Below are 25,674 nucleotides of genomic sequence, written 5' to 3'. Positions count from 1 at the left end.
CGCACCCTCGATTTACTTGATTAAATTTGGCTTATTATCTCGGTTTCTGCGCAGTCTGCGCTTTAAGCGTTTGATGAATCTCGCCACTTTCCAGGCACGCTTAATGCAATAACCGTAGAGGAAGAATGCTAGCAAAAAGAGCACCAACATGACCCACTCAGGCACAATTTGAGAGTATTCCGCAAGCACGCCAATAGAGGCGAGGAGGGCAGCGGCCAGGGTAATGAGGACAAACGCCTGGCGGGAAGTAAACCCTGCGCGCATGATCAAATGATGAATGTGCTGACGGTCAGGCGAGAACGGACTCATTCCTTTGCGCAGGCGGCGGTACATAATGGCCACCATGTCCATCAGCGGAATGGCGATAATCCACAGCGCGGTAACCGGGCTAATAGGATGGGTTTGTCCTTGCGTGGTTTCTAACAGGATCCAGATGACGGTAAAGCCTATCAGCGTACTGCCAGCGTCCCCCATAAAAACCTTGTAGCGTCGACCCAGCGCGCCCAGGTTCAACAGGATATACGGCAGGATGGCGGCTATCATCGCAAAGCACCAGATGGCAAGGCTTGTCTGTCCGTCAAACCAGAGGATAAGCCCCATCGCCCCAAAGGAGACGCTGGAAAGCCCACCTAACAGACCGTCGATGCCATCAACCATATTAAAGGCATTGATGGCCGCCCAGACGGCGAAAAGGGTGAGGAAATAACCGAAAGGACCGAGCACCATTTCCCACGGCCCAAAAATGTAGCCGAGACTGCTGAGGTAGAGTTTACCGACCACCATCATAACGACGCCGATAGCGGCCTGTACGGTAGCGCGTATTTTTACGCTGATATCAAAGCGATCGTCGAGCGCGCCGATAAAAACCAGCACGCCCGCACAGGCAAGATAAAGAGCAGCATGGGGAATATAATAATCTGCGATGCCGAACGTGAAACAGATCCCCGCATATACTGAAATGCCCCCAACCAACGGTATCAATCCCTGGTGACGTTTGCGGAAGTTGGGCTTATCCACTAAACCGATCTTTTTTGCTACCTTGCGCGCAAAAAACAGAAACAGTGTCGTGAATAAAAAAATACTGATGAGATCAGTACTGACTGTCAGTAAATTCACAATGCGTGCTCTCAGAGAAAATTATTAGCAGAAGTATAACCATGAAGACCTGTATTCAGAAGGGAAACTCCATTCCGAAGCGTCTGTTTTGTATTATTTTTAACCACATTTCGTTTTTACCAGGCAAAACGCGGTGCAGCGGAGTGTGTTTACGCAACATCTTATTAAGACGTTGTTAAGATTACAGGCATAAAAGCAAAACGCCACGTAAAAACGTGGCGTTTTTGGCTGGTCGTACTCTTACGAACGCTTCATCATGTCGAAGAAATCATCGTTGGTCTTGGTCATCGCCAGCTTATTGATGAGGAACTCCATTGCGTCGATTTCGCCCATTGGGTGAATGATCTTACGCAGGATCCACATCTTCTGCAGCTCTTCCTGGGTGGTAAGCAACTCTTCTTTACGGGTACCGGAACGGTTGTAGTCGATAGCCGGGAAGACGCGTTTTTCCGCGATCTTACGGGAGAGGTGCAGTTCCATGTTACCGGTGCCTTTAAACTCCTCGTAGATAACTTCATCCATTTTGGAGCCGGTATCGATAAGCGCGGTCGCGATGATGGTCAGGCTGCCGCCCTCTTCCACGTTACGCGCCGCCCCGAAGAAACGCTTCGGACGATGCAGGGCGTTGGCATCCACACCACCGGTCAACACTTTACCGGAAGCCGGTACCACGGTGTTGTAGGCACGCGCCAGACGGGTGATGGAGTCGAGCAGAATGATAACGTCTTTCTTATGTTCAACCAGGCGCTTCGCTTTTTCGATCACCATTTCGGCGACCTGAACGTGACGGGATGCCGGTTCGTCAAAAGTCGACGCAACCACTTCACCTTTCACCAGACGCTGCATCTCGGTCACTTCTTCCGGACGTTCGTCGATCAGCAATACCATCAGCACGCAGTCTGGGTGGTTGTAGGCAATGCTCTGCGCAATATTTTGCAGCAGCATGGTTTTACCCGCTTTCGGCGGCGCCACAATCAAGCCACGCTGACCGCGACCGATTGGCGAAGCCAGATCCAACACGCGCGCCGTTAAGTCTTCAGTCGAACCGTTACCCCGTTCCATGCGCAGACGAGAGTTGGCATGCAGCGGCGTTAAGTTTTCGAAAAGGATTTTATTGCGGGCGTTTTCCGGTTTGTCATAGTTAACTTCGTTAACTTTCAACAGCGCAAAGTAGCGTTCGCCTTCTTTCGGCGGGCGAATCTTACCAGAGATGGTATCACCAGTGCGGAGGTTGAAACGGCGGATTTGGCTGGGGGAAACGTAGATGTCATCAGGACCGGCGAGGTAGGAGCTGTCTGCAGAGCGGAGGAAACCAAATCCATCCTGCAATATCTCCAGCACACCGTCACCAAAGATATCTTCGCCACTCTTTGCGTGCTGCTTCAGGATGGCAAAAATAATGTCCTGCTTACGCATACGAGCCAGGTTTTCCAGCCCCATATTTTCGCCGAGAGTGATCAGCTCAGAAACCGGCGTATTCTTTAATTCGGTAAGATTCATAATGGTGTGAGTTCTTAAACTTGGGGTAAATCTCGAACTTAATGTTGTGAATGGTATGGCAGGGTCATCCATGCCTGTTTACGGCCATCAACTCATGTCTGTTCGCTGTCTGGTCACAGGAAAGTACGCAGAACTGAAACGACAAGACGGAATGAATGATAAGCCAGGAATCTGTCCACATCTCGGGTGAAACTGAGACGTTGTGGAAATAGCAAGATTCAAACTTAATAAGGTATGTTTAATACGAAGTCAACACTAACTTAGCACGACTCACGCCGGGCGTCCAGTCATCCGAATCATTTAGGATTAAGGGCGCCCGAGCATGAGGTATCCTCTTACGCGATATTCGCGTCGAGGAATTCTTTCAGCTGACCTTTGGACAGTGCGCCCACTTTGGTCGCTGCAACTTCACCGTTTTTGAACAGCAGCAGAGTCGGGATGCCACGGATACCATACTTCGGCGCGGTGCCTGGGTTCTGGTCAATGTTCAGTTTAGCAACCGTCAGTTTGCCCTGATATTCGTCAGCGATCTCATCCAGAATCGGGGCGATCATTTTGCACGGTCCGCACCACTCTGCCCAGAAATCGACGAGGATTGCCCCGTCCGCTTTGAGTACATCCGTGTCAAAACTGTCGTCAGTCAGGTGAATAATTTTATCGCTCATATTAACTCCACAGGAATAAGCCTGGTACGTTGGTTTTGCCTTCATCAACGACGTGTTGATGTCGCATTAACCAACTAAAGGTTGACTTTATTTCACCGGATACGCTTTCGTAAAGCAATAGTAAGCTGATATTCTACCACACTATGAGCAAAACACATTTAACAGAACAGAAGTTTTCCGACTTCGCCCTGCACCCAAAGGTGATCGAAGCCCTTGAAAATAAAGGGTTTCATAATTGCACGCCCATTCAGGCCCTCGCGCTGCCGCTTACGCTGGCCGGTCGCGATGTTGCAGGGCAGGCGCAAACCGGTACTGGCAAAACGATGGCGTTCCTGACGTCAACGTTTCATTATCTTCTCTCTCATCCCGCGATTGACGATCGCAAGGTGAACCAGCCGCGCGCCTTAATCATGGCGCCGACGCGTGAGTTAGCCGTGCAGATCCACGCCGATGCCGAGCCGCTGGCGCAGACCACAGGTCTGAAGCTGGGTCTCGCCTACGGCGGCGACGGCTATGACAAGCAGCTGAAAGTGCTGGAAAGCGGCGTCGATATTCTTATCGGCACCACAGGCCGTCTGATCGACTACGCAAAACAGAATCACATTAACCTGGGCGCGATTCAGGTCGTTGTCCTCGACGAAGCCGATCGCATGTACGATCTGGGCTTTATTAAAGATATCCGCTGGCTGTTCCGCCGCATGCCGCCAGCCACACAGCGTCTGAACATGCTGTTCTCCGCAACCCTCTCTTACCGCGTGCGTGAACTGGCGTTCGAACAAATGAACAACGCCGAATACGTGGAAGTCGAGCCGGAACAAAAAACCGGCCACCGTATTAAAGAAGAGCTTTTCTATCCGTCTAACGAAGAGAAGATGCGCCTTCTGCAAACATTAATTGAAGAAGAATGGCCGGATCGCGCCATTGTTTTCGCTAACACGAAACACCGCTGTGAAGACATCTGGGGCCATCTGGCCGCCGATGGTCATCGCGTGGGCCTGCTGACGGGCGACGTGGCGCAAAAAAAACGCCTGCGCATTCTCGACGAGTTCACCCGCGGCGATCTGGATATTCTTGTCGCTACCGATGTTGCCGCACGCGGGCTGCATATTCCCGCAGTAACCCACGTATTTAACTACGATTTGCCGGACGATTGCGAAGATTACGTCCACCGCATTGGCCGAACCGGACGCGCAGGCGCAAGTGGCCACTCCATCAGCCTGGCGTGTGAAGAGTACGCGCTGAACCTTCCGGCGATCGAAACCTACATCGGTCACTCCATTCCGGTCAGCAAATACAATCCGGATGCGCTGATGAACAATCTGCCGAAGCCGCTGCGTCTGACGCGCTCGCGCCCAGGCAATGGCCCGCGTCGGGCTGGCGCCCCGCGTAACCGTCGTCGTTCGGGTTAAAAAACATGCTAAGCACCTCCTCGCTGTACGCCGCAATTGATTTAGGCTCGAATAGTTTTCATATGCTGGTGGTGCGCGAGGTGGCGGGAAGCATCCAGACGCTCACGCGAATTAAACGCAAGGTGCGTCTGGCCGCTGGCCTGAACAGCGAGAACACCCTTTCTGCTGAAGCTATGGAGCGCGGCTGGCAATGCCTGCGCCTGTTTGCCGAGCGCCTTCAGGATATTCCTCAGCCGCAAATCCGCGTGGTTGCGACCGCAACGCTACGCATAGCGGTGAATGCCGATGAATTTATCGCTAAAGCGCAAGAGATTCTCGGTTGCCCGGTACAGGTCATCAGCGGCGAAGAAGAAGCGCGCCTGATTTATCAGGGCGTGGCGCATACCACCGGCGGCGCGGATCAGCGACTGGTTGTCGACATCGGCGGCGCGAGCACTGAACTGGTTACCGGCACGGGCGCACAAACCACGTCGCTGTTTAGTCTGTCGATGGGCTGCGTCACCTGGCTTGAGCGCTATTTCACCGACCGTAATCTGGCGCAGGAAAATTTCGACGAAGCGGAAAAAGCCGCGCGAGACGTGCTGCGTCCGGTAGCCGATGAACTTCGCTACCACGGCTGGAAAGTGTGCGTTGGTGCATCCGGCACCGTGCAGGCGCTTCAGGAAATCATGATGGCGCAGGGCATGGATGAGCGCATTACGCTGTCGAAACTCCAGCAGTTGAAACAGCGGGCGATTCACTGTGGCCGGCTGGAAGAACTGGAAATTGAGGGCTTAACCCTTGAACGCGCACTGGTATTCCCCAGCGGGTTGGCCATTCTCATCGCCATTTTTACCGAACTGAATATTCAGGGCATGACCCTGGCCGGCGGCGCGCTGCGCGAAGGGCTGGTGTACGGTATGCTGCATCTTGCAGTCGATCAGGATATTCGTAGCCGTACGCTGCGTAACGTCCAGCGTCGGTTTATGGTCGACACCGAACAAGCGAACCGCGTTGCCAGACTGGCGGAGAATTTCGTCGGACAAGTAGAACATGAGTGGCATCTTGAGCCGATCAGCCGCGAACTGTTGATCAGCGCCTGCATGCTGCATGAAATCGGCCTGAGCGTAGATTTCAAACAAGCGCCTCAGCACGCGGCGTATCTGGTGCGCAATCTGGACCTGCCTGGATTCACCCCCGCGCAGAAAAAACTGCTCGCCACGCTGTTATTGAACCAAACCAACCCGGTTGATCTTTCCTCGCTGCACCAGCAAAACGCCGTGCCGCCGCGCGTGGCTGAGCACCTTTGTCGTCTGCTAAGACTGGCGATTATTTTCGCCAGCCGCCGTCGTGACGATCTGCTGCCGTCGATCGCCCTGCAGGCGACAAATGAGATACTGACGATTACGCTACCGAAAGGGTGGCTGGAACAGCATCCGCTGGGAAATGAGTTGATTGCGCAGGAAAGCCAGTGGCAAAGCTATGTTCACTGGCCTTTAGATGTTCAGTCGTCGTGATTTTGCCGGATGACGCTTCGCGAATCCGGCCTATAACTTCGCTTTCTTTGCCGCCATCATTGCTTTCAGGTTCGCCAGATGGCTTTGCCCTTTCTGCATGCGTTCTTCTGCGCTTACCACTTTGCGTTCCTGCTCCCAGATCAGATCGTCCTGCGGTAATTCCAGCAGGAAACGGCTCGGCTCCGGGCGTACCAGCTCGCCGTACTGACGGCGCTCTTTACAGAGGGTGAAGATCAGTTCTTTTTGCGCGCGGGTTATGCCTACGTAGGCCAGACGGCGTTCTTCATCAATGTTGTCTTCATCGATGCTGCTTTGGTGCGGCAGAAATCCCTCTTCCATTCCCACCATAAACACATACGGAAACTCCAGACCTTTCGAGGCGTGAAGCGTCATCAGTTGAACCTGATCCAGTTCTTCTTCGCTTTCACCGCGCTCCATCATGTCGCGCAGCGTAAAGCGTGTCACCACCTGGGTCAGCGTCATCGGCTCATCCAATTCGCTGCCTTCCAGCATTTCAGTCATCCAGCTAAACAGCTGGTTGACGTTTTTCATGCGCATTTCGGCCGCTTTCGGGCTGGGCGAGGTTTCGTACAGCCAGGATTCATAATCAATGCCGTGAATCAGATCGCGTACGGCGGCAATGGGTTCGCGCTCGGCCAGACGCTGGATTTCACCCAGCCAGTGGGTAAATCGGGTCAACGAATCGTAGCCGCGCCCGGTAAGCGTCTGGCTCAGGCCCAGATCAAAGCTGGCGGTAAACAGGCTTTTATTGCGGGTCATAGCCCACTCGCCCAGCTTTTGCAGCGTAGCCGGTCCGATTTCGCGTTTTGGCGTATTCACGATGCGCAGGAAAGCGCTGTCATCATCCGGATTGGTCAGCACCCGAAGATAGGCCAGCAGATCTTTGATCTCCGGGCGAGAGAAGAACGAGGTGCCGCCGGATATTTTGTACGGAATACGGTTCTGCATGAGGTATTTTTCAAACACCCGCGACTGATGATTACCGCGATACAGAATGGCGTAATCCTTGTATTCCGTTTTATTCACGAAGTGATGGGCGATCAGTTCGCCGGTTACACGCTCGGCCTCATGCTCTTCGTTGTTTGCGCTAAGCACTTTCAGCTCCGCGCCATATCCCAGCTCCGAAAAGAGCCGCTTTTCAAAGACGTGCGGATTATTGGCAATAAGAATATTTGCTGCTTTCAGGATCCGCCCGGAAGAGCGGTAGTTCTGCTCCAGCTTGATAACCTGCAGCGCCGGAAAATCCTGGCTCAACAGCACCAGGTTTTGAGGTCGCGCACCGCGCCAGGAGTAGATCGACTGGTCGTCATCACCCACGACGGTAAAGCGCGCGCGGTTCCCCACCAGCAGCTTGACCAGCTCGTACTGGCTGGTATTGGTATCCTGATACTCGTCCACCAGCAGATAGCGGATCTTGTTCTGCCAGCGCTCGCGCACTTCCTCATTACGCTGCAGCAGCAGTGTTGGCAGTAAAATCAGATCGTCAAAGTCGAGAACGTTACAGGCTTTCAGGTGCGCATCGTACAGGCCATAGCAGTGCGCAAAAATGCGATCGCGTTCGCCTTTCGCGCTTGCTGCCGCCTGGGCTGGCGTTTTGAGATCGTTCTTCCAGTTTGAGATCGTCGCGATCAGCTGTTGCAGCACCACTTTGTCATCGTTAATCAACCCTTCCGTCAGCTCTTTCAGCAAGGCGACCTGATCGGTGTCGTCAAACAGCGAGAAATTGGATTTCATTCCCAGCGCGGCGTATTCGCGTTTTATCACCTCCAGCCCCAGCGTATGGAAGGTGGAGATCATCAGCCCACGCGCTTCTTTACGCCCCAGCGTCTGCCCGACACGTTCTTTCATTTCGCGCGCCGCCTTGTTGGTAAAGGTCACCGCAGCGATGTGTCGCGCCTGGTAACCGCAGCCGCGTATCAAATGGGCGATTTTGTTGGTGATAACGCGTGTCTTACCGGAACCCGCCCCCGCCAGCACCAGGCAAGGTCCGGTGACGAATTCGACAGCGTGTTGTTGGCCGGGGTTTAAACGCATGGGAATGTTGCTCAATCTTCGAACGGGGGAGGGATTGTAGCAGAAAGCGAGGCAGAGATTGAGCTTTCCGTGACTGTACGTACGGAGGCCGCCTGAAAGAAAAGAACACGGCGCTGGCGTGCAAGAAATGATTAATTTCCGAACAATATCCTACGTCGATCACATCGAAAAAAAAGACGGAACAGGCGAACAGAAAAAGAATTAATCATTTGAGTTTAAAGGGAAAACAGAGGATACAAGCTTCCTGGGGCATTTTTATTTGTATAAACCGACAAAAAAGAGGCCGTACTGCCCGCTTTCTTTGTCTGTTCACCCGAAACATTTCACCACTGGATACGCTAATAGATCGGATATGGGCCACATATTGCGCCCGCCTTTCATGCTGAGCATAAAATGAACAAGATTCACGCTAATTATTACCTGCAAGACTCTACCGCACGCCAGATAGTTCAACGCACAATGGGGATAATTCCGTACTCGGTAAATGTGATGAACGAGCATGGGATGATCATTGCTTCCGGGGAAGCCTCACGTTTACATCAACGCCATGAAGGCGCCGTACTCGCATTGACCGAAAACCGGGTCGTCGAAATTGATTCCGCGACCGCCAATAAGCTTAAAGGCGTTAAGCCCGGCATCAATTTACCGATTAATTTTCGCGACCAGCTGATTGGCGTACTGGGCATTACCGGCGAGCCTGGTGAAGTGAAGGCATATGCGCAGTTGGTGAAGATGGCTTCGGAATTAATCATTGAACAAATGGCGCTCCTCGAGCAAAAACAGTGGGATAAGCGTTACCGCGAAGAGCTGATTAATCAGCTGATTTTGCGTGACCCGCCGCCGGACTCGCTGAACGCGGTGGTCTCATGGCTGGGAATTAATCTCCAGCTTCCGCGGGTGGTGGTGATTATGGAACTGCAACAACCGGATCGCGACGCGCTGCGTAATCTGATGGAGTATTTTGAATATCGCGCCCGCGACCATTTGGTCACGTTTTCCGACTTTAATGAGCTGATAATCTTAAAACCTATCGCGCTAAAAAACGGCGTCTGGCATAAATCGTTGGAACTAAGCGATCTGCAGAGATTTAAACATTACGCACAGTCCTGTGGTTTTTCCCGACTGATTGTCGGTGGCTATTTCACCGGCGAAAACGGCCTGCGTCGCTCTTTTCAGACCGCGAAATCCACCCAGGCCATGGCGAAAAGACTGAAGTTGAAGCATCAGTTCATTTTTCATGACGACTATGCGCTGGCGTCATTATTGGGCGGGCTTTCCGGTACCTGGCAAGCGGAAGAATTATCCAAAATCTGGCGCGATCTGGTTGCCCAGGACACCAAAGGCGTTCTGCAAAAAACGCTACAGCATTATTTTGAGCATAATTGTGATCTTTCGCAAACAGCGACCAGCCTGCATATTCATGTCAATACATTACGCTATCGACTGCAGCGAGTGGAAGATATTACAGGAATACAAATCAATAACTTAAAGCAGTTACTCTGGTTGTATATCGGCATGGAGTTACAGCGCTGAACTGTATTTTCCTCCAAATTTTTCGCCGTCTGGCGCCGTATTTTTAGCCGATACACACAAGTCTAACGCGGCTGCTTTCTCCATACTGCCCCCTGTTATTTTCATGGAGAAAGCAGAAGATGGTTTCAATAACAGCAACTGGCGCCATCATCGCACTCGTGGTGGCGATCGTTTTAATTTTACGCAAAGTCTCGCCGGCTTACGGCATGATGGTCGGCGCGCTGGTAGGCGGTCTGGTCGGCGGCGCCGATCTGGTGCAAACCGTGACGCTAATGGTCACCGGCGCGCAAGGCATTACCAATGCCGTGCTGCGCATTCTCGCGGCAGGTGTACTGGCCGGCGTATTAATTGAATCCGGCGCGGCAAACACCATCGCTGAAACGGTAGTGAAAAAAGTGGGCGAAAGCCGGGCGCTTTTAGCCTTAGCCATTGCGACGATGATTCTGACCGCCGTCGGCGTATTTATCGACGTGGCGGTTATCACCGTTGCACCGATTGCCCTGTCTATTGCCCGTCGTGCCGGTTTGTCGAAACTCGCCATTCTGCTGGCGATGATTGGCGGCGGTAAAGCGGGTAATGTGATGTCGCCTAACCCCAATGCCATCGCCGCGTCGGACGCCTTTCATGTTCCCCTCACCTCCGTGATGATGGCCGGGATAATCCCCGGTCTGTTCGGCCTGATCGTGGCTTATTTCCTGGCAAAACGTCTCAGCCAGAAAGGCTTGATGGTGATGCCCGACGAAGTGATTTCACACGACAACCACGGCAAGCAGCCGGGATTTCTTGCCGCTATCAGCGCGCCGCTCGTCGCCATTGTGCTGCTGGCGCTACGACCTGTTGCGGGTATCGCCATCGATCCGCTGATTGCCCTGCCCGTCGGTGGGTTAGCCGGTGCGATCCTGATGGGTAGGTTTAAGCAAAGTAACGCCTTTATGATGTCCGGGCTTACGCGCATGGCGCCGGTAGCCATCATGCTGCTCGGTACCGGTACGCTCGCCGGGATTATCGCCAACTCGGAACTGAAAGATGTGCTCATTCATGGGCTGACCTCTTCCGGCCTGCCTTCTTATCTGCTGGCCCCTATTTCCGGCGCGATCATGTCTATGGCAACAGCGTCCACCACGGCGGGAACCGCCGTTGCCGCCGGGGTATTCAGCCAGACGCTGCTGGGTCTTGGCGTATCAGCCCTTGCCGGTGCCGCCATGATTCACGCTGGCGCAACCGTACTGGATCACCTGCCCCACGGCAGCTTCTTCCACGCCACGGGCGGCAGTGTCGGCATGCCGATCCACGAACGGTTAAAACTGCTGCCTTATGAAACCCTTGTCGGTTTTGTTATCGCCCTGATTTCCACACTGATGTTTGGCGTCTTCGGACTTGCCGGGTAAGAACACGATGAAAATAGTCATTGCACCAGATTCATTTAAAGAAAGTTTATCGGCCATGCAGGTGGCCACCGCTATCGAGCAGGGATTTCGTGAAATTTATCCCGAGGCCGAGTATGTCAAATTGCCGATGGCAGACGGCGGCGAAGGTACCGTCGAGTCAATGGTTGAAGCAACCGAAGGCCATTATCTGTTCCAGAATGTGACCGGACCGCTGGGGACGCCAGTACAGGCGCGCTGGGGTATGCTGGGAGATGGGAAAACGGCAATCGTTGAAATGGCCTCCGCATCCGGACTGCATCATGTCCCGCCAGAACGCCGTGACCCTATGCTCACCACCAGCTATGGCACCGGCGAATTGATCCTTGCCGCGCTGGACCACGGCGTTGAGCGCATTATTCTCGGGATTGGCGGTAGCGCCACCAATGACGGCGGCGCAGGTATGCTACAGGCACTTGGTGTGGCGCTGCTTGATACAAACGGGAAATCGCTTCCTTTCGGCGGCGGCGCGCTAAGTGACCTGGCCATCATCGATGCCTCAGGCTGCGACGCTCGACTGAAAAACGTTTCTGTCACCGTCGCCTGCGACGTTAACAATCCACTCTGTGGCGCAACAGGAGCGTCAGCCATCTTCGGTCCGCAAAAAGGGGCAACGCCGGAAATGGTTGCCTCCTTAGACGCTGCGCTGGCCAACTTTGGTAAACGGCTTCAGGACGCAACCGGACGAAACGTGATGACGACGCCTGGCGCAGGCGCCGCAGGCGGCATGGGCGCGGCGCTGTTAGGGATACTGAACGCGGAGTTAAAGCCGGGCGTGGAGATTGTTATTGACGCGCTGCATCTCGATAGCCTGGTCGCGGATGCCAGCCTGGTGATCACCGGTGAAGGTCGTCTTGATAGCCAGAGCATCAGCGGTAAAACGCCGATTGGCGTCGCACGCTGCGCTAAGCGGTATCAGAAACCGGTGATCGCGCTGGCGGGCGGCTTAACGACCGATCACCAGATTGTGCATCAGCACGGGCTGGACGCGGTGTTCTCCGTGCTGACGCGAATCGCCACGCTGCCGGAAGCGCTACAGGATGCGGAATACAACCTGCGCGTTTCGGCACGCAATATTGCCAGCGTCTGGAAATTATCACAGCAGCAGATGCGCTAATCTTCAGCCAGGCCAGCAAGCAGTAGCTGGCCTGGATATTCTTTCTCACCAGCCCCGTGCTAAAATCGCCCGCTTCACTCATCCCACGCAAGGCACGATCATGGCAAAAACAGCAGCAGCACTGCATATTCTTGTTAAAGAAGAAAAACTGGCGCTGGATCTTCTTGAGCAGATTAAAAACGGCGCCGACTTCGGCAAACTGGCGAAGAAACACTCAATCTGTCCGTCTGGCAAACGCGGCGGCGACCTGGGCGAATTCCGTCAGGGCCAGATGGTTCCGGCATTCGATAAAGTGGTCTTTTCCTGCCCGGTACTGGAACCAACCGGTCCGCTGCACACCCAGTTCGGCTACCACATCATTAAGGTGCTGTACCGTAACTAACAAAAAACCCGGTGTCTTCAAACACCGGGTTTTTTATCTTTGCCGGATGCTGGCAACGCGGAATTAGCCAGCGACAGCGATACGCTTCATATCGGTCATATAGCCGCGCAGTTTCTTACCTACCTGCTCGATAGCATGGCCGCGAATCGCCTCGTTCACATCGCGCAACTGCGCGTTGTCTACCGCCCCTTCCGCAATCGCTTTGCCCAGATCGCCCGGCTGCAGGGTGGTCATGAACTCTTTCAGCAGCGGTACGCAGGCGTAAGAGAACAGGTAGTTACCGTACTCGGCGGTATCAGAGATAACCACGTTCATTTCGTACAGACGCTTACGGGCGATGGTGTTCGCGATCAGCGGCAGTTCGTGCAGGGATTCGTAGTACGCAGACTCTTCGATGATGCCGGAATCCACCATGGTTTCGAACGCCAGCTCAACGCCCGCTTTCACCATCGCGATCATCAGTACGCCTTTATCGAAATACTCCTGCTCACTGATTTTGCCTTCATACTGTGGCGCCGTTTCGAACGCGGTTTTACCGGTTTCTTCACGCCAGGTCAGCAGTTTCTTATCGTCGTTCGCCCAGTCCGCCATCATGCCGGAGGAGAACTCGCCGGAGATGATGTCATCCATGTGTTTCTGGAACAGCGGCGCCATGATCGCTTTCAGCTGTTCGGACAGCGCGTAAGCACGCAGTTTCGCCGGATTAGACAGGCGGTCCATCATCAGCGTAATGCCGCCCTGCTTCAGCGCTTCGGTGATGGTTTCCCAGCCGAACTGAATCAGTTTTTCCGCGTATGCCGGGTCGGTGCCCTCTTCCACCAGCTTGTCGAAGCACAGCAGAGAACCCGCCTGCAGCATGCCGCACAGAATGGTCTGCTCGCCCATCAGGTCAGATTTCACTTCGGCAACGAAGGACGATTCCAGCACGCCCGCGCGGTGGCCACCGGTCGCTGCCGCCCATGCTTTGGCAATCGCCATGCCTTCGCCTTTCGGATCGTTTTCCGGGTGAACCGCGATCAGGGTCGGCACGCCGAAGCCACGCTTGTACTCTTCGCGTACTTCCGTACCCGGGCACTTCGGCGCCACCATCACCACGGTGATGTCTTTACGGATCTGCTCGCCCACTTCAACAATGTTAAAGCCGTGAGAGTAACCCAGCGCGGCGCCGTCTTTCATCAGCGGCTGTACGGAACGCACCACGTCAGAGTGCTGCTTGTCTGGCGTCAGGTTTACCACCAGGTCCGCCTGCGGGATCAGCTCTTCGTAGGTACCCACTTTAAAGCCGTTTTCGGTCGCTTTACGCCAGGACGCTCGCTTTTCGGCAATTGCTTCTTTGCGCAGGGCGTAAGAGATATCCAGACCGGAGTCACGCATATTCAGGCCCTGGTTCAGCCCCTGCGCGCCACAGCCGACGATGACCACTTTTTTACCCTGAAGGTAGCTCGCGCCATCGGCAAATTCATCGCGGCCCATAAAGCGGCATTTGCCCAGCTGCGCCAACTGCTGGCGCAGGTTCAGTGTATTAAAGTAGTTAGCCATGGGTGATACCTCGTGATGTTGTGTGTCTTATTGTTCGGTTCGCGTTTCAGCGAGAATGTACCCACATTACAACAGGAAATTTATTGCGGAAATTGATATATTCACAACGTCACATTGCAATTTTTGCAATGTAAAAAGAGGGAGTGGAATCGGTGGATTTACGCGATCTGAAAATGTTCCTGCATCTGGCGGAAAGCCGTCACTTTGGCCGCAGCGCCCGGGCGATGCACGTCAGCCCGTCCACGCTTTCCCGACAGATACAGCGCCTTGAGGAAGACCTTGGCCAGCCGCTGTTCGTGCGCGATAACCGCACCGTCACGCTCACGGAAGCGGGCGAAGAGCTACGGGTCTTTGCCCAACAGACCTTATTGCAGTATCAGCAACTGCGGCACACGCTCGATCAGCAGGGACCGTCGCTCTCCGGCGAGCTGCATATTTTCTGCTCCGTGACCGCCGCTTACAGTCATTTGCCGCCTGTTCTCGATCGCTTTCGCGCGGAGCACCCCTCGGTGGAAATTAAACTCACCACGGGCGACGCCGCCGACGCGATGGAAAAGGTGGTGACGGGCGAAGCGGATCTCGCCATTGCCGGGAAACCTGAAACGCTGCCCGGCGCGGTGGCATTCTCGATGCTGGAGAATCTGGCGGTGGTGCTGATCGCCCCGGCGCTACCCTGCCCGGTACGCAGTCAGGTCGCGGTGGAAAAACCCGACTGGTCGACAGTGCCGTTCATCATGGCTGACCAGGGGCCGGTGCGCCGCCGCATTGAGCTGTGGTTTCGCCGCCATAAAATCAGTAACCCCATGATTTACGCAACCGTCGGCGGGCATGAAGCGATGGTGTCGATGGTCGCGCTCGGCTGCGGCGTGGCGCTGCTGCCGGAAGTGGTGTTGGAAAACAGTCCTGAACCGGTACGCAATCGCGTGATGATTTTAGAGCGTAGCGACGAAAAAACCCCGTTTGAGTTGGGGGTGTGCGCAACGAAAAAGCGGCTGCATGAGCCGCTGATTGATGCGTTCTGGAAGATATTGCCGAACCACTAGCCCGCCAGGAAGAAACGGAACGCCGGGTTTTGAGTTTCGTCGTGACACTCATAGCCCAGTTCGTTCAGGCGCGTTTCGAAATCCGGCTCGTGATCGCCCAGTTCGAAGGCTGCCAGCACGCGCCCGTAGTCGGTGCCATGGCTGCGGTAATGGAACAGAGAGATGTTCCAGTGGGTGCCGAGCGTATACAAAAACTTCAGCAAGGCGCCGGGAGATTCCGGAAACTCGAAGCTGTAAAGCCGTTCTTTCAGCGGCTTAGATGGACGCCCGCCGACCATATAGCGCACATGGAGCTTCGCCATCTCGTCGTCAGAGAGATCGACCACGCTGTAGCCGCCTTCATGCAGCAAATTAAGGATCTCTTTGCGCTCTTCCAGACCGCGACTTAAACGCACGCCGACAAAAATGCAGGCATCCTTGGCATCGGCAAAACGGTAGTTAAATTCCGTTACCGAACGACCGCCGAGGAGCTGGCAAAATTTCAGAAAGCTGCCCTTCTCTTCCGGAATGGTCACCGCCAGCAAGGCTTCACGCTGTTCACCCAGCTCGCAGCGCTCGGAAACGTAGCGCAGGCCGTGGAAGTTAACGTTAGCGCCAGACAGCACGTGCGCCAGACGTTCGCCGCGAATGTTGTGCTGGGCGATATATTTTTTCATGCCCGCCAGCGCCAGCGCGCCGGACGGTTCCGCCACCGCACGCACGTCCTCGAACAGATCTTTCATCGCCGCGCAGATAGCATCGCTATCAACCGTGATAATATCGTCAAGATACTCCTGGCACAGACGGAAGGTTTCATCGCCGATGCGTTTGACCGCCACGCCCTCGGCAAACAGCCCCACACGCGGGAGATCGACCGGATGCCCGGCATCGAGCGCCGCTTTCAGGCACGCAGAGTCTTCCGCTTCAATGGCAATGACCTTGATCTGCGGCATCAGCTGTTTGATCAGCACCGCCACACCTGCCGCCAGGCCGCCGCCGCCCACCGGCACGAACACGCGATCAAGGTGAGCGTCCTGCTGGAGCAGTTCAAGCGCCAGCGTCCCCTGCCCGGCAATCACCATCGGGTGGTCGAACGGCGGCACCCAGGTAAAGCCCTGCTGCTGCGCCAGTTCGATCGCTTTTGCTTTCGCCTCATCAAAATTCGCGCCGTGTAGCAGGACTTCTCCGCCAAAACCGCGCACCGCATCCACTTTGATATCAGCAGTCGCAACCGGCATGACAATCAGCGCCTTCACGCCCAGACGCGCAGAGGAAAACGCCACGCCCTGCGCATGATTGCCCGCCGACGCGGTGATCACACCGCGCGCTTTTTGGTCCTCGGTTAAGCCCGCCATCATCGCGTAAGCGCCGCGCAGCTTAAAGCTGTGCACCGGCTGGCGGTCTTCGCGCTTCACCAGGATGACGTTGTCGAGGCGCGAGGAGAGTTTTTCCATTTTTTGCAGAGGCGTGACCTGCGCCGCTTCATAAACCGGCGCGCGCAGCACCGCCCGGAGATATTCCGCCCCCTCGGGGGCGGCTGATAAGGGTTGTGACTCGGCCATCATTAGCCTCCAAGTTTGGATTTGTCGCGCACCGCGCCTTTGTCTGCGCTGGTCGCGAGGCTGGCGTAGGCGCGCAGGGCAAACGACACCTGACGCTGACGGTTTTTCGGCGTCCAGGCTTTGTCACCGCGCGCTTCCTGCGCTTCACGGCGCGCCGCCAGTTCGGCGTCGCTCACCTGCAACTGAATGCCACGGTTAGGGATATCAATGGCGATCAGATCGCCATCTTCAATCAGGCCAATATTGCCGCCGCTTGCCGCTTCAGGGGAAACGTGGCCGATGGAGAGACCAGAGGTCCCGCCAGAGAAACGACCATCGGTGATCAGCGCACAGGCTTTGCCGAGGCCCATGGATTTCAGGAAGCTGGTTGGGTAGAGCATTTCTTGCATTCCCGGACCGCCTTTCGGCCCTTCGTAGCGGATCACCACAACGTCGCCTTCCACCACTTTGCCGCCGAGAATGGCTTCTACCGCGTCGTCCTGGCTTTCGTAGACTTTCGCCGGGCCGGTGAAAGTCAGGATGCTGTCGTCCACGCCTGCGGTTTTTACGATGCAGCCGTTTTCCGCGAAGTTACCGTACAGTACCGCCAGACCGCCGTCTTTGCTGTAGGCATGTTCCAGCGAGCGGATACATCCTCCCGCGCGATCGTCGTCCAGTGTCTCCCAACGACAGTCCTGCGAGAACGCTTTGGTGGTGCGAATACCAGCGGGACCGGCACGGAACATCTGCTTCACGGCCTCATCCTGCGTCACCATCACGTCGTACTGCTCAAGCGTTTGCGGCAGCGTCAGCCCCAGTACGTTTTTCACGTCACGGTTCAGCAGCCCCGCACGATCCAGTTCGCCGAGGATCCCCAGCACGCCCCCCGCACGGTGGACATCTTCCATGTGGTATTTTTGGGTGCTTGGCGCCACCTTGCACAATTGCGGCACTTTGCGGGACAGCTTGTCGATATCGCTCATGGTGAAGTCAATCTCCGCTTCCTGCGCGGCGGCCAGCAGGTGCAGAACGGTATTGGTTGAACCGCCCATGGCGATATCCAGCGTCATGGCGTTTTCGAATGCTGCCTTGCTGGCGATGTTGCGCGGCAGCGCGCTGGCGTCGTCCTGCTCGTAGTAGCGTTTCGTCAGCTCAACGATGCGTTTGCCGGCGTTAAGGAACAGCTGTTTACGGTCAGCGTGGGTCGCCAACAGCGAACCGTTGCCCGGCTGGGAAAGGCCCAGCGCTTCGGTCAGGCAGTTCATGGAGTTGGCGGTGAACATTCCGGAACAGGAACCACAGGTCGGGCAGGCAGAGCGTTCAACCTGATTGCTTTGGTCGTCAGAGACTTTCGGGTCTGCGCCCTGGATCATCGCGTCGACCAGATCGAGTTTGATGATCTGATCGGACAGTTTGGTTTTCCCGGCTTCCATCGGACCGCCGGAAACAAAGATCACCGGAATGTTCAGGCGCAATGAGGCCATCAGCATTCCGGGGGTGATTTTGTCGCAGTTGGAGATACAAACCATCGCATCAGCGCAGTGGGCGTTCACCATGTACTCGACTGAATCGGCGATCAATTCGCGGGACGGCAGCGAATAAAGCATCCCTCCGTGGCCCATGGCGATACCATCATCCACGGCGATGGTGTTGAACTCTTTCGCCACGCCACCTGCGGCTTCTATTTGTTCGGCAACCAGTTTACCGAGATCGCGCAGGTGCACGTGCCCCGGCACGAACTGGGTAAACGAGTTCACGACCGCAATGATCGGCTTACCAAAATCGTCATCGGTCATTCCAGTGGCGCGCCACAGCGCGCGGGCTCCCGCCATATTGCGGCCATGAGTGGTGGTGGCGGAACGGTACTTAGGCATACTTTTTACTCCCAGTGTCTGTCTGTGAAATGGGACGGTGCGTGCCGTCCCATTTTTTATTCTTAGTGATTAACCTGATCCAACCAGCCGTATTTATCTTCCGTTTCACCGGTGAAGAGACCGAAGAAGGCTTGCTGAATGCGCTTCGTGACCGGACCGCAGCGGCCTTCGCCTACCTGGATTCCGTCAACGCTGCGCACCGGGGTGATTTCCGCCGCGGTACCTGACATAAACACTTCGTCAGCCAGATACAGGGATTCGCGGGACAGGACCTGCTCGCGCACTTCGATACCGAGGTCTTTCGCCAGTTTGATGATCGCGTCGCGGGTGATACCCGGCAGCGCGGAAGAGGTAAACGGCGGCGTGAACAGCACGCCATCTTTCACTTCAAACAGGTTTTCGCCTGCGCCTTCGGAGATATAGCCATTCACGTCCAGGGCGATACCTTCCTGATACCCATGGCGGCGGGCTTCGCTGCCCACCAGCAGAGAGGAAAGATAGTTGCCGCCCGCTTTCGCCGCCGTCGGAATGGTATTTGGCGCTGCGCGATTCCAGGACGACACCATCGCATCGATCCCCTGTTCCAGGGCTTCGGCGCCCAGGTATGCGCCCCATGGGAACGCTGCGATGATCACGTCGGTGTTGTATCCCGGAGGTGGGTTCACGCCCATGCCAACATCACCGACAAACACCAGCGGACGTATGTAGGCGCTGGTCAGGTTGTTTTTACGGATCACGTCGCGACAGGCTTCCATCAATTCGTCCACGCTTTGCGAAACCGGGAAACGATAAATTTTGGCTGAGTCATGCAGACGCTGCATGTGTTCACGATGACGGAACACCACCGGTCCTTTGTGAGAGTCGTAGCAACGGATACCTTCAAACACGGACGTACCGTAATGCAGCGCGTGGGACATCACGTGGACTTTCGCGTCCTCCCAACGAACCATCTCCCCATTGAACCAAATGTAATCAGCTTTTTTCGTCGTCATTTTTTTCTTCCTGTCGCGCTCAAGCACGGATTTGTTGTGATGTGGTTGTGCTCTGGCAGATGGCTACATGTGCAACGTCTACCAGTTTTGTTAACTGACTAAACAGTAAGTCGACCGACCGAGGGCTGGCAACGGTTAATTCGATATTGATGTTTTGCGCATCGCTGGCGGCTTCCATATTCATGGCGCATACCTGAAATCCGCGATGACGGACCACGCGCAATACGCGTTCTAACGTTTCGGGATTAAAGCGCGCTTCAACGGCGACCTGATGTTGCATCATAATGTTTTCTCCAGCATTTCAGAGTTGCTGGCGCCAGGCGGCACCAGAGGCCAGACATTCTCAAGTTCATTGATTGAGACATGAAGCAGGTATGGCCCCTCGCTGTTCAGCAGGGTGTCGAGTGCCGCTTCAACCTGGTCTTTACGGGTGATGTGTTGGCCAGGGATGCCGAAAGCGCTGGCTAACATGAGGAAATCGGGGTTATCGGTCAGAGTGGTTTCGCTATATCGTTCTGCAAAAAACAGTTGTTGCCATTGTCGAACCATCCCTAACCGTTGGTTATCCAGTAATACCATCTTCAACGGTAACCGCCTGCGTTTTACGGTGCCTAACTCCTGAACGTTCATCATGAAGGAGCCATCACCGGAGATACAGATTACGGTATCGTTGGGCCGCGCAACCTGTGCGCCTACCGCAGCCGGTAAGCCAAACCCCATGGTGCCTAATCCGCTGGAGGTGATGAAATTCTCCGGACGGGTATAAGTCATGTGTTGCGCTGACCACATCTGGTGCTGGCCGACATCGGTTGTCACCACGCAGTTTGCCGGTTTACGTTCGGACAACTGCTTCAACAGCAGCGGCGCGTAAATGGCATCGCCCGGATGGTCGTAGCGCCAGCTGTGTTCCGCTCGCAGCTCCGCGTTACGCTGGCGCCACGCATCGATATTTACCGGTTGCTGTAAAGCAGGCAGAAGGGCATTTAAATCGCCCTGCAGCGCAACGTGGGCCTGGCGCAGTTTGTTCAGCTCAGCCGGGTCGATATCCATATGAATCACACTGGCGTGCGGCGCGAAAGTGTTTAATTTGCCAGTCACCCGGTCATCAAAACGTGCGCCGATCGCAATCAGTAAGTCGCACTCCTGTACCGCGAAATTTGCCGCTTTGGTGCCATGCATACCAAGCATCCCCAGATAGTACGGATAGTCAGCCTCCACGGCGCCCAAACCTTTCAGCGTACAGGTAACGGGCATTTGTGTTGTCGCCAGAAACTCACGCAGCGCCGGTACCGCCTGCGCCATTCCTACGCCGCCGCCGACGTACAACATAGGTTTTTGCGCCTGCGCCAACATAGCGCGAGCTTGTTCAACTTCTGCATGGGGGAAAGCCGCTTCGCTTTCAACGGTGGTGAAATATGGCTCCAGCGCACCGCTGGCTAACTGGATATCTTTCGGGATATCGACCAGTACAGGACCGGGACGGCCGGAACGGGCGACGTCAAACGCCTCTGCCATGATGCGTGGCAATTCTTCCAGCGACTGCACCAGGAAACTGTGTTTGGTGCAGGCCAGCGAAAGACCTAATACATCCACTTCCTGAAATGCATCAGTACCGATGAACGGCGCAGAAACCTGCCCCGTGATAGCCACTACCGGAACGGAATCCAGCAGCGCATCCGCCAGGCCGGTGATCAGGTTAGTCGCCCCCGGACCGGAAGTGGCGATACAGACTCCGGTTTTACCTGTAGCGCGGGCGTAGCCAATAGCGGCCATCGCAGCACCCTGCTCATGGCGGCACAACAGGTGCTCCACGCCACCGTCATACAACGCATCGTAGACCGGCATAATTGCGCCACCGGGATAGCCGAAAACGGTCTCGACACCCTGCGCACGCAACGCATGTACCACCCACTGTGCTCCATTCATAGTTAGTTCCCCGCCGTAAATCCTGAGAAACAGAATTTTATGCTGTTATTCATTATCTGCTCCTCGATGGTAGTTTTAAGGTCAAAAAAAACCCCCGGACCTTTCGGTGCGGGGGTCTTAGTTCGTTAAGGCTTGATTTCTAAGCCTTTCCTCGTCCAAGTGCAGCCCCGCACGGTGGGATAATAATCACCACCACGCTAATCACGACCAGGCTAATCACTCGTAGAAGGGCTGTCATTTTTGTCGATTCTTGCATCTTGTTCGAAGGAATGCCTAAAGAGTTACCATAGATTTTGCCGATTGCACAAGATTTTTTTGGTTTGTTTTTTCCGATGCTGTTGATGATTAAACGTAACGTCGTTGTTTTTTATACAAAAAGTAATATTTGAAAAAAATTCACCTTGCACGGGTAACTCGCTGTTTCCGTTGTGCAACATACCTGTCTGATCGCCTTTTGCGAGCAGTCTTCCGGAATACGGTTCTATGCTTTCAAATTCAGTAAAAATACCGGAATACCCCTCGAAAAAACGCAAAATTACACAACATTCCCCCTAACGCGTACGCCATAATCATGGCCTCTGGAGGGGCTATGTCACTGTCAATTGTTCATACGCGAGCTGCGCTCGGCGTTAACGCGCCGGCTATCACAATCGAAGTCCATATCAGTAACGGGCTCCCAGGCCTGACGCTGGTGGGGCTGCCGGAAACCACCGTAAAGGAGGCCCGGGATCGGGTTCGTAGCGCTATTATCAATAGCGGGTATGAATTCCCGGCTAAGAAAATCACGATTAATCTTGCCCCTGCCGATCTCCCCAAGGAGGGAGGGAGATACGATTTACCTATCGCCGTTGCGCTTCTGGTGGCTTCTGAGCAGCTTAAGACCCATAGGCTTGATCAATATGAGTTAGTGGGCGAATTAGCGCTTACAGGCGCGCTACGTGGCGTTCCTGGCGCCATCTCCAGCGCTACCGAAGCGATACGCGCAGGAAGAAGCATCATCGTTGCAAAAGAGAATGAAGACGAAGTAGGACTGATTGACGGCGATGGCTGTCTGATAGCCGACCATCTGCAGGCAGTCTGCGCATTTCTGGAAGGCAAGCAGCCGCTCGATCCCCCTTCTCCGGGCGTATGGGGTTCTTCGCCCACTCACGACGATCTCAACGATATTATTGGCCAGGAGCAAGGTAAGCGCAGCCTGGAGATTACGGCGGCAGGTGGACACAACCTACTTCTTATTGGCCCTCCGGGCACCGGTAAAACAATGCTTGCCAGTCGGCTTAATGGATTATTACCACCTCTAAGTAACAAAGAGGCGCTGGAAAGCGCGGCAATCCTTAGCCTGGTTAATTCGACCAGTGTGCAAAAGCAGTGGAAACAGCGCCCCTTTCGATCGCCACATCACAGCGCATCCCTGGCGGCAATGGTCGGTGGCGGCTCCATTCCCGGACCCGGTGAAATTTCTCTGGCGCATAACGGCATACTTTTTCTCGATGAACTCCCCGAATTCGAACGACGCACATTAGATGCGTTACGTGAGCCGATAGAGTCCGGGCAGATTCACCTTTCGCGCACGCGGGCTAAGATCGCCTATCCGGCGCGTTTTCAATTGGTTGCGGCAATGAACCCCAGCCCTACCGGACATTATCAGGGAAAACACAATCGATGTACGCCAGAACAAACACTGCGCTATCTTGGCCGGCTGTCCGGACCGTTTCTCGACCGCTTCGATCTTTCGTTGGAGATCCCGTTGCTACCTGCAGGTATGCTCAGTCAGACCGAAGTCAAAGGTGAAAGTAGCGCTACGGTTAAGCAGCGGGTCATCGCTGCGCAGGAACGGCAGTACAGGCGGCAGGGTAAACTCAACGCACATTTGCAAAATAAAGAAATTCGTCAGCATTGCCCGTTGAACAACGAGGATTCGCAGTGGCTGGAAGAAACGCTCATCCATCTGGGGCTGTCTATCAGGGCGTGGCAACGTTTGTTGAAGGTTTCCCGGACCATTGCCGATCTCGAACAGGCGGAAGGGATCACTCGCCAGCATTTACAGGAAGCAGTGAGCTACCGGGCCATAGACAGGTTGCTTGCTCATCTGCAGAAACTCCTGACGTAAAAAAAGGGCTTACGCCCTTTTTTCGTTAGTCATCAGACTCAGTGTAGTCTTCAGCCCCTTCCATCTGCGGTTTACCGCCTGACAGGGTGTGGAAACGTTTTGGACGCTTGATGCGCGACATGTATTTAGACCATACACGTTCCGCTTCGGTCACCGGCTCGCGTTCACCACGGCATACCGCCACAAAGAGTTTCTCTTCCTCGGTAACCGGCTCACGCTTGCCAAGATCCAGCTCGTTGAAGGCATAACCATGACGCTCAAGCAGTTGTGCCTCTTTGATGGTGAAATCACCATGACGAGAGAACCCGCGTGGATAATATTTGTTGTCGAAATATCGATTAGTCGTCGTAAAGCTTTCCGCCATCCTGCACGCTCCTAATTCTTTGGCCGAGCTATTTATGGCGCGGAGTATTAGTTACGCTTGACAGAGTGTAAAACAAAACATTTAAATCATAACGACAAATAATTTTGCGGAGAGCACTGTGGATACGGAATTGCTAAAAACTTTCCTGGAAGTGAGCCGGACACGCCACTTTGGCCGGGCTGCGGAAGCACTCTATCTGACACAGTCGGCGGTGAGCTTTCGCATCAGACAGCTGGAAAACCAGCTGGGCGTGAACCTTTTCACACGCCACAGAAACAATATCCGCTTAACAGCAGCGGGGGAGAAGCTTTTACCCTATGCCGAAACGCTGATGAATACGTGGCAGGCGGCCCGCAAAGAAGTCGCCCATACCTCAAGGCATAATGAGTTCTCTATCGGTGCCAGCGCTTCTTTGTGGGAGTGTATGCTCAATGACTGGCTGGGTCGGCTATACCAGACACAAGAGCCGCAAACCAGCCTGCAATTCGAAGCGCGTATTGCCCAGCGCCAGTCTCTGGTCAAGCAGTTACATGAGCGTCAGCTTGATCTGCTGATCACGACCGAAGCGCCGAAGATGGATGAATTCAGTAGTCAGTTACTTGGGCATTTCACCCTGGCGTTATACTGCGCGCGCCCTTCTATGCTAAAGGATGCGTTGAATTATCTGCGGCTGGAGTGGGGTCCGGACTTTCAGCAGCATGAAGTGGGTCTGATCGCCTCGGATGAAATACCCGTGCTAACCACCAGTTCCGCCGAACTGGCCAGACAGCAACTGTCGGCGTTGAATGGTTGCACCTGGTTACCCACAGCATGGGCTAAGGAAAAAGGCGGTTTGCATACCGTTGCCGACAGTGCAACGCTATCGCGTCCGTTATACGCCATATGGCTGCAGAATAGCGATAAACATGCGCTGATCAGAGATCTTTTAAAAACCGGCGTACTGGAAGAATAAAACAATCATGAGGCAAGGATGCCGATAAGAAGGGATGGTGAATTCACTGTTTTACAAACAAAAAAAATCCTTAGCAAATGCTAAGGATTATTTTATGGCAGGGGCGGAGAGACTCGAACTCCCAACACCCGGTTTTGGAGACCGGTGCTCTACCAATTGAACTACGCCCCTAATTAGGGTGGCGGAACGGACGGGACTCGAACCCGCGACCCCCTGCGTGACAGGCAGGTATTCTAACCAACTGAACTACCGCTCCACCGAATTTTTCTACAACCACTGATTTTTACATCAGTCTACTGCTTAATTTGATGCCTGGCAGTTCCCTACTCTCGCATGGGGAGACCCCACACTACCATCGGCGCTACGGCGTTTCACTTCTGAGTTCGGCATGGGGTCAGGTGGGACCACCGCGCTACGGCCGCCAGGCAAATTCTTTGTGCTCTGTACGCAATACTTTATCGCATCAGCAGCGCTGGCTGCGCAAACTATTGCGTACTTAACTCTGAATCTGAGCTGAAAATCTTCTCAATTCCGCCAAAACATCTTCGGCGTTGTAAGGTTAAGCCTCACGGTTCATTAGTACCGGTTAGCTCAACGCATCGCTGCGCTTACACACCCGGCCTATCAACGTCGTCGTCTTCAACGTTCCTTCAGGAG

The 25,674-nt window shown here is 54.6% G+C and carries 23 protein-coding genes, 2 tRNA genes and 2 rRNA genes; 9 read left to right on the top strand and 18 right to left on the bottom strand.

From position 1 onward, the window contains the following. Nucleotides 1-12 precede the first annotated feature (12 nt). The 4 genes from wecA to trxA form a co-directional block, all read right to left on the bottom strand. Nucleotides 13-1,116 (bottom strand): UDP-N-acetylglucosamine--undecaprenyl-phosphate N-acetylglucosaminephosphotransferase, encoded by a 1,104-nt coding sequence (gene wecA / locus OOJ60_RS21535; protein ID WP_205613160.1) that lies wholly within the window; start codon nt 1,114-1,116, stop codon nt 13-15. A gap of 240 nt (nt 1,117-1,356) precedes the next feature. Next, nucleotides 1,357-2,616 (bottom strand): transcription termination factor Rho, encoded by a 1,260-nt coding sequence (gene rho / locus OOJ60_RS21530; protein ID WP_002437993.1) that lies wholly within the window; start codon nt 2,614-2,616, stop codon nt 1,357-1,359. A gap of 87 nt (nt 2,617-2,703) precedes the next feature. Then, nucleotides 2,704-2,826: a rho operon leader peptide gene (locus tag OOJ60_RS21525; RefSeq protein ID WP_120714861.1), complete on the bottom strand. Its 123-nt coding sequence runs from the start codon at nt 2,824-2,826 to the stop codon at nt 2,704-2,706. Nucleotides 2,827-2,951: 125 nt separating this feature from the next. Then, a complete protein-coding gene (gene trxA, locus OOJ60_RS21520; RefSeq protein WP_042292820.1) occupies nt 2,952-3,281 on the bottom strand; it encodes a thioredoxin TrxA in 330 nt (109 codons plus the stop codon). 143 nt (nt 3,282-3,424) lie between these two features. On the opposite strand from trxA, the gene rhlB reads away from it, so the two are divergent. Further along, nucleotides 3,425-4,690 (top strand): ATP-dependent RNA helicase RhlB, encoded by a 1,266-nt coding sequence (gene rhlB, locus OOJ60_RS21515; RefSeq protein ID WP_060569249.1) that lies wholly within the window; start codon nt 3,425-3,427, stop codon nt 4,688-4,690. 5 nt (nt 4,691-4,695) lie between these two features. Further along, a complete protein-coding gene (gene gppA, locus OOJ60_RS21510) occupies nt 4,696-6,186 on the top strand; it encodes a guanosine-5'-triphosphate,3'-diphosphate diphosphatase (protein WP_205613159.1) in 1,491 nt (496 codons plus the stop codon). A gap of 30 nt (nt 6,187-6,216) precedes the next feature. Here the strand turns inward: gppA and rep are convergent, their stop codons facing one another. Further along, a complete protein-coding gene (rep, locus tag OOJ60_RS21505) occupies nt 6,217-8,241 on the bottom strand; it encodes a DNA helicase Rep (RefSeq protein WP_205613158.1) in 2,025 nt (674 codons plus the stop codon). 393 nt (nt 8,242-8,634) lie between these two features. Between rep and OOJ60_RS21500 the strand changes: the two genes are divergently transcribed. The 4 genes from OOJ60_RS21500 to ppiC all read left to right on the top strand — a co-directional run bounded on the left by OOJ60_RS21500 (nt 8,635) and on the right by ppiC (nt 12,697). After that, on the top strand, nt 8,635-9,774 hold the full coding sequence (locus tag OOJ60_RS21500; RefSeq protein WP_042292828.1) for a sugar diacid recognition domain-containing protein: 1,140 nt from the start codon (nt 8,635-8,637) through the stop codon (nt 9,772-9,774). A gap of 119 nt (nt 9,775-9,893) precedes the next feature. Beyond that, complete coding sequence (locus tag OOJ60_RS21495; protein WP_042292830.1) at nt 9,894-11,162, top strand: GntP family permease; 1,269 nt, start codon at nt 9,894-9,896, stop codon at nt 11,160-11,162. Between the two features lie 7 nt (nt 11,163-11,169). Then, on the top strand, nt 11,170-12,315 hold the full coding sequence (locus OOJ60_RS21490; protein WP_205613157.1) for a glycerate kinase: 1,146 nt from the start codon (nt 11,170-11,172) through the stop codon (nt 12,313-12,315). 100 nt (nt 12,316-12,415) lie between these two features. Next, nucleotides 12,416-12,697, top strand: coding sequence for a peptidylprolyl isomerase PpiC (ppiC, locus tag OOJ60_RS21485; protein ID WP_001140251.1), 282 nt, complete (start codon nt 12,416-12,418; stop codon nt 12,695-12,697). Between the two features lie 63 nt (nt 12,698-12,760). On the opposite strand, the gene ilvC is transcribed toward ppiC, so the two are convergent. Beyond that, complete coding sequence (gene ilvC / locus OOJ60_RS21480) at nt 12,761-14,236, bottom strand: ketol-acid reductoisomerase (protein WP_042292840.1); 1,476 nt, start codon at nt 14,234-14,236, stop codon at nt 12,761-12,763. 152 nt (nt 14,237-14,388) lie between these two features. On the opposite strand from ilvC, the gene ilvY reads away from it, so the two are divergent. Further along, nucleotides 14,389-15,279, top strand: coding sequence for an HTH-type transcriptional activator IlvY (ilvY, locus tag OOJ60_RS21475; RefSeq protein ID WP_042292841.1), 891 nt, complete (start codon nt 14,389-14,391; stop codon nt 15,277-15,279). Here ilvY and ilvA read toward each other — a convergent pair. From ilvA to ilvL, 7 genes are all read right to left on the bottom strand, one after another. After that, on the bottom strand, nt 15,276-16,820 hold the full coding sequence (gene ilvA, locus OOJ60_RS21470; RefSeq protein WP_205613182.1) for a threonine ammonia-lyase, biosynthetic: 1,545 nt from the start codon (nt 16,818-16,820) through the stop codon (nt 15,276-15,278). The genes ilvY and ilvA overlap by 4 nt on opposite strands. 2 nt (nt 16,821-16,822) lie before the next feature. Beyond that, nucleotides 16,823-18,673 carry a dihydroxy-acid dehydratase gene (gene ilvD / locus OOJ60_RS21465; protein WP_042292842.1) on the bottom strand — a complete coding sequence of 617 codons (1,851 nt, stop codon included), beginning with the start codon at nt 18,671-18,673 and terminating at the stop codon, nt 16,823-16,825. A 62-nt stretch (nt 18,674-18,735) separates the two neighbouring features. Beyond that, nucleotides 18,736-19,665 carry a branched-chain-amino-acid transaminase gene (gene ilvE / locus OOJ60_RS21460; protein ID WP_042292843.1) on the bottom strand — a complete coding sequence of 310 codons (930 nt, stop codon included), beginning with the start codon at nt 19,663-19,665 and terminating at the stop codon, nt 18,736-18,738. A 19-nt stretch (nt 19,666-19,684) separates the two neighbouring features. Then, nucleotides 19,685-19,948: an acetolactate synthase 2 small subunit gene (gene ilvM / locus OOJ60_RS21455; protein ID WP_042292846.1), complete on the bottom strand. Its 264-nt coding sequence runs from the start codon at nt 19,946-19,948 to the stop codon at nt 19,685-19,687. After that, nucleotides 19,945-21,591 carry an acetolactate synthase 2 catalytic subunit gene (ilvG, locus tag OOJ60_RS21450; protein ID WP_205613156.1) on the bottom strand — a complete coding sequence of 549 codons (1,647 nt, stop codon included), beginning with the start codon at nt 21,589-21,591 and terminating at the stop codon, nt 19,945-19,947. Before ilvG ends, ilvM begins: the two co-directional genes overlap by 4 nt. A 2-nt stretch (nt 21,592-21,593) precedes the next feature. Next, complete coding sequence (gene ilvX, locus OOJ60_RS24910; protein ID WP_204375586.1) at nt 21,594-21,644, bottom strand: peptide IlvX; 51 nt, start codon at nt 21,642-21,644, stop codon at nt 21,594-21,596. A gap of 86 nt (nt 21,645-21,730) precedes the next feature. Then, nucleotides 21,731-21,829, bottom strand: a complete 99-nt coding sequence (gene ilvL / locus OOJ60_RS21445) for an ilv operon leader peptide (RefSeq protein ID WP_001311244.1) — start codon at nt 21,827-21,829, stop codon at nt 21,731-21,733. 351 nt (nt 21,830-22,180) lie between these two features. On the opposite strand from ilvL, the gene OOJ60_RS21440 reads away from it, so the two are divergent. Then, nucleotides 22,181-23,701 (top strand): YifB family Mg chelatase-like AAA ATPase, encoded by a 1,521-nt coding sequence (locus OOJ60_RS21440; protein WP_205613155.1) that lies wholly within the window; start codon nt 22,181-22,183, stop codon nt 23,699-23,701. 25 nt (nt 23,702-23,726) lie between these two features. Here OOJ60_RS21440 and maoP read toward each other — a convergent pair whose 3' ends face one another. After that, complete coding sequence (gene maoP, locus OOJ60_RS21435; protein ID WP_042292859.1) at nt 23,727-24,065, bottom strand: macrodomain Ori organization protein MaoP; 339 nt, start codon at nt 24,063-24,065, stop codon at nt 23,727-23,729. 118 nt (nt 24,066-24,183) lie between these two features. Between maoP and hdfR the strand changes: the two genes are divergently transcribed. Then, the gene (gene hdfR, locus OOJ60_RS21430; RefSeq protein ID WP_199957865.1) at nt 24,184-25,017 is read left to right on the top strand and encodes an HTH-type transcriptional regulator HdfR; all 834 of its coding nucleotides are present in this window, start codon (nt 24,184-24,186) and stop codon (nt 25,015-25,017) included. Between the two features lie 95 nt (nt 25,018-25,112). Here the strand turns inward: hdfR and OOJ60_RS21425 are convergent. From OOJ60_RS21425 to OOJ60_RS21410, 4 genes are all read right to left on the bottom strand, one after another. Further along, nucleotides 25,113-25,188, bottom strand: a tRNA-Trp gene (locus tag OOJ60_RS21425). An 8-nt stretch (nt 25,189-25,196) separates the two neighbouring features. After that, a tRNA-Asp gene (locus tag OOJ60_RS21420) sits at nt 25,197-25,273 on the bottom strand. 54 nt (nt 25,274-25,327) lie between these two features. Further along, nucleotides 25,328-25,443 (bottom strand): 5S ribosomal RNA (gene rrf, locus OOJ60_RS21415). Nucleotides 25,444-25,572: 129 nt separating this feature from the next. Next, nucleotides 25,573-25,674: ribosomal RNA gene (locus tag OOJ60_RS21410) — 23S ribosomal RNA — on the bottom strand; the annotation flags it as partial.

This window comes from Citrobacter sp. R4, assembly GCF_026719175.1.
GTDB lineage: Bacteria > Pseudomonadota > Gammaproteobacteria > Enterobacterales > Enterobacteriaceae > Citrobacter_A > Citrobacter_A sedlakii.
The sequence above is the reverse complement of the archived record's forward strand: the minus strand, read 5'-3'. Positions and strand labels throughout refer to the sequence as shown.

Excerpts from the sequence above, each read along its gene's own strand:
- maoP (WP_042292859.1), bottom strand. The coding sequence starts at position 24,065 with ATGGCGGAAAGCTTTACGACGACTAATCGATATTTCGACAACAAATAT.
- trxA (WP_042292820.1), bottom strand. The coding sequence starts at position 3,281 with ATGAGCGATAAAATTATTCACCTGACTGACGACAGTTTTGACACGGAT.
- rho (WP_002437993.1), bottom strand. The coding sequence starts at position 2,616 with ATGAATCTTACCGAATTAAAGAATACGCCGGTTTCTGAGCTGATCACT.
- ilvL (WP_001311244.1), bottom strand. The coding sequence starts at position 21,829 with ATGACAGCCCTTCTACGAGTGATTAGCCTGGTCGTGATTAGCGTGGTG.
- ilvD (WP_042292842.1), bottom strand. The coding sequence starts at position 18,673 with ATGCCTAAGTACCGTTCCGCCACCACCACTCATGGCCGCAATATGGCG.
- ilvM (WP_042292846.1), bottom strand. The coding sequence starts at position 19,948 with ATGATGCAACATCAGGTCGCCGTTGAAGCGCGCTTTAATCCCGAAACG.
- ppiC (WP_001140251.1), top strand. The coding sequence starts at position 12,416 with ATGGCAAAAACAGCAGCAGCACTGCATATTCTTGTTAAAGAAGAAAAA.
- ilvE (WP_042292843.1), bottom strand. The coding sequence starts at position 19,665 with ATGACGACGAAAAAAGCTGATTACATTTGGTTCAATGGGGAGATGGTT.
- ilvA (WP_205613182.1), bottom strand. The coding sequence starts at position 16,820 with ATGGCCGAGTCACAACCCTTATCAGCCGCCCCCGAGGGGGCGGAATAT.
- rhlB (WP_060569249.1), top strand. The coding sequence starts at position 3,425 with ATGAGCAAAACACATTTAACAGAACAGAAGTTTTCCGACTTCGCCCTG.
- ilvG (WP_205613156.1), bottom strand. The coding sequence starts at position 21,591 with ATGAATGGAGCACAGTGGGTGGTACATGCGTTGCGTGCGCAGGGTGTC.
- OOJ60_RS21440 (WP_205613155.1), top strand. The coding sequence starts at position 22,181 with ATGTCACTGTCAATTGTTCATACGCGAGCTGCGCTCGGCGTTAACGCG.
- OOJ60_RS21490 (WP_205613157.1), top strand. The coding sequence starts at position 11,170 with ATGAAAATAGTCATTGCACCAGATTCATTTAAAGAAAGTTTATCGGCC.
- OOJ60_RS21500 (WP_042292828.1), top strand. The coding sequence starts at position 8,635 with ATGAACAAGATTCACGCTAATTATTACCTGCAAGACTCTACCGCACGC.
- gppA (WP_205613159.1), top strand. The coding sequence starts at position 4,696 with ATGCTAAGCACCTCCTCGCTGTACGCCGCAATTGATTTAGGCTCGAAT.
- OOJ60_RS21495 (WP_042292830.1), top strand. The coding sequence starts at position 9,894 with ATGGTTTCAATAACAGCAACTGGCGCCATCATCGCACTCGTGGTGGCG.
- ilvC (WP_042292840.1), bottom strand. The coding sequence starts at position 14,236 with ATGGCTAACTACTTTAATACACTGAACCTGCGCCAGCAGTTGGCGCAG.
- rep (WP_205613158.1), bottom strand. The coding sequence starts at position 8,241 with ATGCGTTTAAACCCCGGCCAACAACACGCTGTCGAATTCGTCACCGGA.